The organism is Aquiflexum sp. (genome assembly GCF_041749095.1).
GTDB lineage: Bacteria > Bacteroidota > Bacteroidia > Cytophagales > Cyclobacteriaceae > Aquiflexum.
On sequence record NZ_JBGTCA010000552.1, the window covers coordinates 1 to 7,012 of the forward strand.

7 protein-coding genes are annotated in these 7,012 nt (G+C 39.5%); 6 read left to right on the plus strand and 1 reads right to left on the minus strand.

Annotated features, from left to right (window positions below; genetic code table 11):
- From ACEW8O_RS24760 to ACEW8O_RS24775, 4 genes are all read left to right on the plus strand, one after another.
- A partial coding sequence (locus tag ACEW8O_RS24760; protein WP_373497313.1) for a PIN domain-containing protein occupies positions 1-297 on the plus strand: 297 nt, incomplete at its 5' end.
- Positions 298-304: 7 nt separating this feature from the next.
- Complete coding sequence (gene rnr / locus ACEW8O_RS24765) at positions 305-2,491, plus strand: ribonuclease R (protein ID WP_373497314.1); 2,187 nt, start codon at positions 305-307, stop codon at positions 2,489-2,491.
- On the plus strand, positions 2,463-3,452 hold the full coding sequence (locus ACEW8O_RS24770; RefSeq protein WP_373497315.1) for a polyprenyl synthetase family protein: 990 nt from the start codon (positions 2,463-2,465) through the stop codon (positions 3,450-3,452). The genes rnr and ACEW8O_RS24770 overlap by 29 nt, the downstream gene beginning before the upstream one ends.
- Before the next feature lie 228 nt (positions 3,453-3,680).
- On the plus strand, positions 3,681-4,310 hold the full coding sequence (locus ACEW8O_RS24775; RefSeq protein WP_373497316.1) for a rhomboid family intramembrane serine protease: 630 nt from the start codon (positions 3,681-3,683) through the stop codon (positions 4,308-4,310).
- 395 nt (positions 4,311-4,705) lie between these two features.
- Here the strand turns inward: ACEW8O_RS24775 and ACEW8O_RS24780 are convergent, their stop codons facing one another.
- On the minus strand, positions 4,706-5,017 hold the full coding sequence (locus ACEW8O_RS24780; RefSeq protein ID WP_373497317.1) for an HPF/RaiA family ribosome-associated protein: 312 nt from the start codon (positions 5,015-5,017) through the stop codon (positions 4,706-4,708).
- A 114-nt stretch (positions 5,018-5,131) separates the two neighbouring features.
- Here ACEW8O_RS24780 and ACEW8O_RS24785 point away from each other — a divergent pair, with 114 nt between their 5' ends.
- Positions 5,132-6,304 (plus strand): hypothetical protein, encoded by a 1,173-nt coding sequence (locus tag ACEW8O_RS24785; protein ID WP_373497318.1) that lies wholly within the window; start codon positions 5,132-5,134, stop codon positions 6,302-6,304.
- A gap of 117 nt (positions 6,305-6,421) precedes the next feature.
- A complete protein-coding gene (locus tag ACEW8O_RS24790; protein WP_373497319.1) occupies positions 6,422-6,574 on the plus strand; it encodes a hypothetical protein in 153 nt (50 codons plus the stop codon).
- Positions 6,575-7,012: the final 438 nt, after the last annotated feature.

The following is a 7,012-nucleotide window of genomic DNA, read 5'->3' on the forward strand; positions in this document are numbered from 1 at the left end:
ACCATTACAAACCTTACTATTTACGAAATTTATAAGGGCTTATTTTATAAAAACGCCAAAAAAAGAATGGCGAAATTTGAAGAGTTTCTTCTGCGTTGTGAAATTCTTAATGTTTCAAAAGAATCAGTAATTACATCCGCAAACATTTATTCAGAGTTAAGAAAAAAAGGAATTACAATAGGAACTGCTGATTTACTAATCGCAGGAATAGCTATAAATTCAGATATGGAATTAATAACAAATAACCAGGCCCATTTCCGACAGATCAAGGGCTTGAAATTAAACAATTGGAAATAAACCTTTTATGGGAAGAAAATCAAACAATCAACAGGGGAAGAAAGGCGGGAAAGTGATGGATGCCTCCCAGTTGGCAAGAAAAGTCCTGAATTTTTTGGACAACAACTATGGCAAAGAATTCAATGCCAAACAGATCATCAAAAAATTAGAAATCAGGGATTCCGTCACCAAAGGTGGTGTGGAACCGACTTTGCATAAATTGGCCGCCGCAGGTTCGGTATCCAAGACGCCGAGAAATTATTTTTCTTCCGTTAAAGAACCGGAATTTGTAGAAGGTGAGGTTGATTTTGTCAACCCTAGGTTTGCCTTTATCAAGCCGGATCCAAAACACGACCTGGAGGAAGATGTATTGGTGAAAGAAGCTGACCTGAAACAAGCGCTAGATGGAGATAGGGTGAGAATTATGGTCTATCCAAACAAAGGCAAAACCGGAAGGCTTGAGGGCAAAGTTTTGGAGATAGTTCAAAGAAACCGGGACGAATTTGTGGGCAGGGTAGAAATCTCTCCCCGATTTGCATTTGTGGTACCTGATTTTAAAAAAATGCATCAAGATATTTTTGTGCATACAGGTGACTTGAATGGTGCCCAACACAATCAAAAGGTAGTAGTCAAATTCACAGAATGGCGGGAAGATGATAAAAACCCTACAGGGAAGATTACCCGGGTTCTAGGTAAAGCCGGTGAACACGAAGTGGAAATCCACTCCATCATGGCGGAATTTGGATTGCCTTTTGAATATCCCAAAGCCGTGGAAGAAGAGGCAAATGCCATCCCGGATGAAATCCCAACTTCTGAAATCAAAAACAGAAGGGATATGCGGGATGTACCTACATTCACCATTGACCCCGCAGATGCCAAGGATTTTGATGATGCCATTTCATACAGAAAACTGGACAATGGAAACCTTGAAATCGGTGTCCACATCGCTGATGTGACCTATTACGTGCAACCCAAAACAGGCTTGGAAAAAGAAGCTTATGACAGGGCCACGTCAGTTTATCTAGTGGACAGAACCATCCCTATGTTGCCGGAAAGGTTGAGTAACGGATTGTGTTCCCTGAGACCGAATGAGGATAAGTTGACTTTTTCCTGTGTCTTTGAATTGGATGAAAATGCGGATGTCCTGAACCATTGGATTGGGCGAACTGTAACGCATTCAGACAGGAGGTTTGCCTATGAAGAAGGTCAGGAAAATATAGACAACCAATCCGGGGACTTTTATAAGGAACTGACCCATTTGAATGACCTCGCTAAGAAACTTCGCAAGAGGAGATTTGACAAAGGAGCTGTGAATTTTGAAACAGTCGAAGTCAAATTCAAATTGGATGAAAAAGGGAAACCTTTGGGACTTTTTGTCAAAGAGCGGAAAGACATCCACAAACTGATAGAGGAATTTATGTTGTTGGCCAACCGTACCGTTGCGGAATTTGTGTACAATAAAAACAAAGGCAACGATACATTTGTATATAGGATTCATGACAATCCCGATGCCGAGCGGTTGGATACATTTGCCAATTTCGCGAAAAAGTTTGGCCATGAGGTCAAATTGGGCGAAGGGACTAGAATTTCAGCAGCACTGAATAAGCTGATGGACGAAATCGTCGGCAAGCCTGAACAGAATGTTTTGGAACAATTGGCCATCAGAAGTATGGCCAAAGCCAAATATACCACCGAGCCTAAAGGGCACTTTGGATTGGCATTTAAGCATTACACTCATTTCACCTCTCCTATCAGAAGGTATCCCGATATGATGGTGCATCGATTGTTGCAACATTACCTTGATGGCGGCAAATCCCCCAATGAGGACGAATGGGAAGACAAATGCCTACACTCCTCCACTAGGGAGAAAAGGGCTTCAGATGCAGAAAGGGCCTCCATCAAATACAAACAAGTGGAATTCATGTCCCTTGCTGAGGAAAAAGACTATGAAGGCATTGTGGCAGGGGTCACAGAATGGGGTGTCTTTGTGGAAATCACAGAAACCAAATGTGAAGGAATGATCCGTGTTCAGGATATGAAAGATGATTATTATGATTTTGATGAAAAAAACATGCGGCTTATTGGGTCAAAAAATAAAAAAATGATCACTTTGGGGGATAAAGTTGTGGTCCGTGTAGTTGCCACGGATATTGATAGAAGAACGATAGATCTGGAATTTGCCGATAATGAACCAAGCCAAAAAAAGCGCCGATAACCTAGTACAAGCCTTGGAAAGTCATATCCAAGGTTTTTCATACGGAGAATCACCCAAAGAACTTTACGATCCGATATCCTACATCATGAGTTTGGGAGGGAAACGCATTCGTCCCCTACTGACTCTGATGGCCTATTCGCTGTACAAAGAGGATTTTCAAAAAATCATAACACCTGCCTTGGCCGTAGAGGTTTTCCACAATTTCACTTTGATGCACGATGACATCATGGACGATGCTCCTTTGCGAAGGGGAAAACAAACAGTCCATGAAAAATGGAATGCCAATACTTCCATTCTCTCAGGAGATGTCATGTTAGTAAAAGCCTATGACATGCTTCTTGGAATAGATTCCGACAAACTCCTTACGTGTATCAGACTTTTCAATAAAACCGCTGCAGAGGTCTGTGAAGGACAACAGAAGGATATGAATTTCGAAACCGTCCCAATAGTATCCGAGGAGGAGTATATCGATATGATTCGCCTGAAAACTGCTGTACTCATAGGTTTTGCGCTACAATTTGGCGCAATCTTAGGCGGCGCAACCAAAGAAGACTCCGAACATCTTTATAACTTTGGAGTCAATATTGGAATAGGTTTTCAGTTGAAAGATGATCTTTTGGATGTCTATGCTGATAAAGCGAAGTTCGGAAAGCAGGTAGGTGGAGATATTATTTCCAACAAAAAAACCTTTCTCTTACTTAAGGCAAAAGAACTCGCCAAAGGAAACACAAAGACTTCATTGGAAAACTGGATTAAAGCCCAAGAATTTGATAAAGCAGAAAAAGTCGCAGCGGTCACGGCTATCTATGAGGAATTAGGGATAAAAGCATTGACTGAGTCAAAAATGAAGGAGTATTTTGACAAAGGCTTTTCGGAATTCACTTCATTAAAAGTACCTTTTCAAAACCATTTTCAGGAACTCTTGGAACTTACTCAAAACCTAGTGGATAGGGAGAAATAAACATTTATAAAACCTCTGGAGATCCTTCGTGTCTCAGGATGACATACTAATCGGAGCAGCCGTCATGCTGAACGTAGAGAAGCATCTCATGGGGATCAGGAAATGGTTAATATAGACATATATAGAACCTCTGGAGATCCCTCGTGCCTCGGGATGACGCCAAGCTGGTGGGCAACATAAATACATTTTCAGTCCTAAATTTTATTTGATCCTATTAAATACCAATAAATGGAATTATCCGTAACGGTCATATTGATTGCCATCACCGCTTTGACATCCTATCTGGCATGGAAAAAGCCTGAACTGCTCAACAGGTGGATGTTTACACCTTATATGATCAAAAAAAGAGGACAATGGGACAGGTTTGTATTGTCGGGATTTATACACAAGGACAATATCCACCTGCTCTTCAACATGTTTACCTTCTATTTTTTTGGAAGGGTGGTAGAGATGTTTTTGATATACAGGTTTGGAACAGTTTTCGGGATCATAACCTATGTACTTTTCTATGTGGCTGCCATAGTGATTTCAGACATTCCGACATATTTCAAACATCAAGATCATTCTTTCTACCGCGCTTTGGGTGCATCAGGTGGCGTTGCCGCCACAGTTTTTGGAAGTATCATATTGATGCCATTGTCTGATATCTGCCTATTCGGATTAATTTGCTTACCGGGATTTGTGCTGGGAATCATGTTTTTGATCTACTCGTTCGTACAGGCAAAAAAAGGTTCTGACGGCATCAATCATGACGCCCATTTATATGGCGCATTGTTCGGAATCGCCTTCATTCTGATTATCAATCCCCAAAGTGCAGTGGACTTTTTAGATCAAATAAAAAGCTATAGGATGTTTTGATCTGAAGTTTCTATTTTTTTTATGTTATTTCCTTTTGAAACTCCCGCTTACAAAAAGTTCCTTTAGGGACATAATGTAGGTAAAATAACATAGCTATAATCGATAATATGTTGTGCCTTTAGGTACAAAATATATTCCGTACCTAAAGGCACGCTATTCTGATTTCAATACTTATTTTTTTACCAATATTTCGTCCCTAAAGGGACTATGAGAACAAGTCGAAATTAAAGTTTTGCAAAATCCGAATCGGTATACTGTAATTTGAAGTATGGAGATAAGTTAAAATTGATATTGGATATAAACTAGATACTTGAGTGCCTTAGCGAAGCACCAAAATATCAAATATCTATTCTCAGAAATCAGTATCAAATTTTGAATTCGAGAATCCATTTTTCCTATTTATCCTTTTGCAATTGACGTATATTTTTATCCGTAACACTTCTCAGCATGGTATTCCATCTGTCATTTCCTTTTTCATCAGAAAATACATCAGGACCTGGGATGCCAACTCTCATTCCCAATTCTCTTACAGCAGAGTTCCCAGTTCCGGAAATATTAAAATATAGATCAACCGCGTTGATGTCGTGGGTAAATCTTGAAATCTTGTCTATGGATTTTCTTATCTGAGCCTGCAAACCTTCCGGAAGGTCAACTTGTGGAGCCTGAACATCGATTTTAATCCCTTTGTAATTTTCAGTGTAATTCATATTTATTATAATTTAGTTAATATTTTCCCTACCAAGGAATGATTTTTGCACCATTCTTATTAGACGGAAGACTAGTCTCAACAAAATTACATGTTTAACCTTTAAATAATAATTATGAAGATTTTTAATAGAGAAGATTTTATAAAACTTTCCAAAAAAACTGCCAATCCGATGATATCCATCTATTCACCTACTTCCAGGCAGAGTTCTAACGGATATAAGCAGGATATGACCCATTTCAAAAATCAGCTTTCCGGGGTGAAAAAATCCTTGGAGAAAGACTATAAAATGTCAAATTCAGAAATCAATAATCTCTTGGATCCCGCTCAGGAACTTTTGGATAATTTCAGTTTTTGGCAGAATAACTCAGATACGCTTGCCTGTTTTCTATCAGAAAATGGTGAGATGGATCTTTTCAAGCTTCCGATTGAAATCAGTGACAGCAGTCATTTTATAGGAAACAAGCCCTTATTATTGCCAATGGTCCCTGAACTGAATGATGATGGTCACTATTATCTCTTGTTATTAAATCTTGACAAGATCAGACTTTACGAAGCTACAAGAAGTGTCATACAGGAGGTTTTACTTGACCCTGAAGAAGTGGCGGTATCCTTCACTGCCGAAGAAGAAGAGGATGAAAATCAGGATCAACTTCATGGAAAGGGAGGAATTGGCAATGCGGGAGCGATGTATCATGGACATGATGGAGGTTCGGATGAAGTGAAGAAAGTCACCATCCTCAATTATTTTCACAGGATGACCAATATGCTTGAGCCTCAATTATATCGAAACCCACTGCCTATGTACCTTGCAGGTGTGGATTATTTGATTCCGATTTTTAAGGAAGCCAGTAAATATAACCATTTGATGGACGGCCATGTAAGCGGGGCATTCCAGGAAAAAGACATAATGACGCTCCATCAAAAATCATGGGAAATCGCAGAACCTCATTTTTTGAAGGAAAGAAAAAAGAGGAAGGAAAATTTTCAGGCAAAAAAAGCAGAAGGTTTGGCTGTCAGCAACGACAATCTCAAAATCATCAAAGCAGCACTCACGGGTGCGGTAGATACATTAATGGTCAATAAGAACCATGAGCACCTTTGGGGAAAATATGATGCGGAAAACCATAAAATAAATCTCACTGACGAGCAGGAAGATTCATCTCACTGCCTGGTAGATGAAGCCGCTGCCAAAGTAATCGAGTTCAAAGGCAAAGTTTATATGACGGACCCGGAGGATATGCCCGAGGATAATTTGATTGCTGCTACCATGAGGTATCCGCTTTAATTTAAAAGCCCGCCAAAATTGGCGGGCTTTTTTTTATTTTTATAGGAGATTAATATCAGGTTTATTGGCACCCATGCAGAATATGACAAAATAAAAGACATTCAAAATATATAAGTCATGATCAAAACTGAAAAAGAATATAAAGCGATTATTGAAAGAATTGAAGAGCTGCTTTCCAATCCCGAAAATATAGAAAATCAGGATGCAAAAGGATACGTGGAATTAAACCTGCTTTCAGATTATGAGGAGACAAGCGAAGATTGTATCTAGACATTTTTATATCTTATATCACCTAAAGCTATCGGGAGTAATTCCATATTAATCCTGAAGGGATTACATGTTTTTAGTCTATTCCGTGCGTCCGTTTTGTTCGACCCCGATGGGGTCGTACCTTTTCCCCTATCCATTTGCTATAAACATTTGACCCATTCTGGGTCATATGCGATCCGAGTGAAAATTTCTATTTGGAGTTTTGAAAACCTGACAGGTTTTGTCCCACAAAGATTGCAAACAAAAAAACCTCAGACCCGACAGGCCTGAGGCTACAATAAAAGTCTGTTGATTTTTTACTTCACTTCCTTCAAAGTATTATCGATCAGTAATTTCAAATGATCCTTATGGGCTTTGGAGGATAGATTCCCACCAGCATTGTTTGCTTTGCCCTTGATATAATTCAGGTTATATAAAGCCGCTGATTTGGCCAGATGG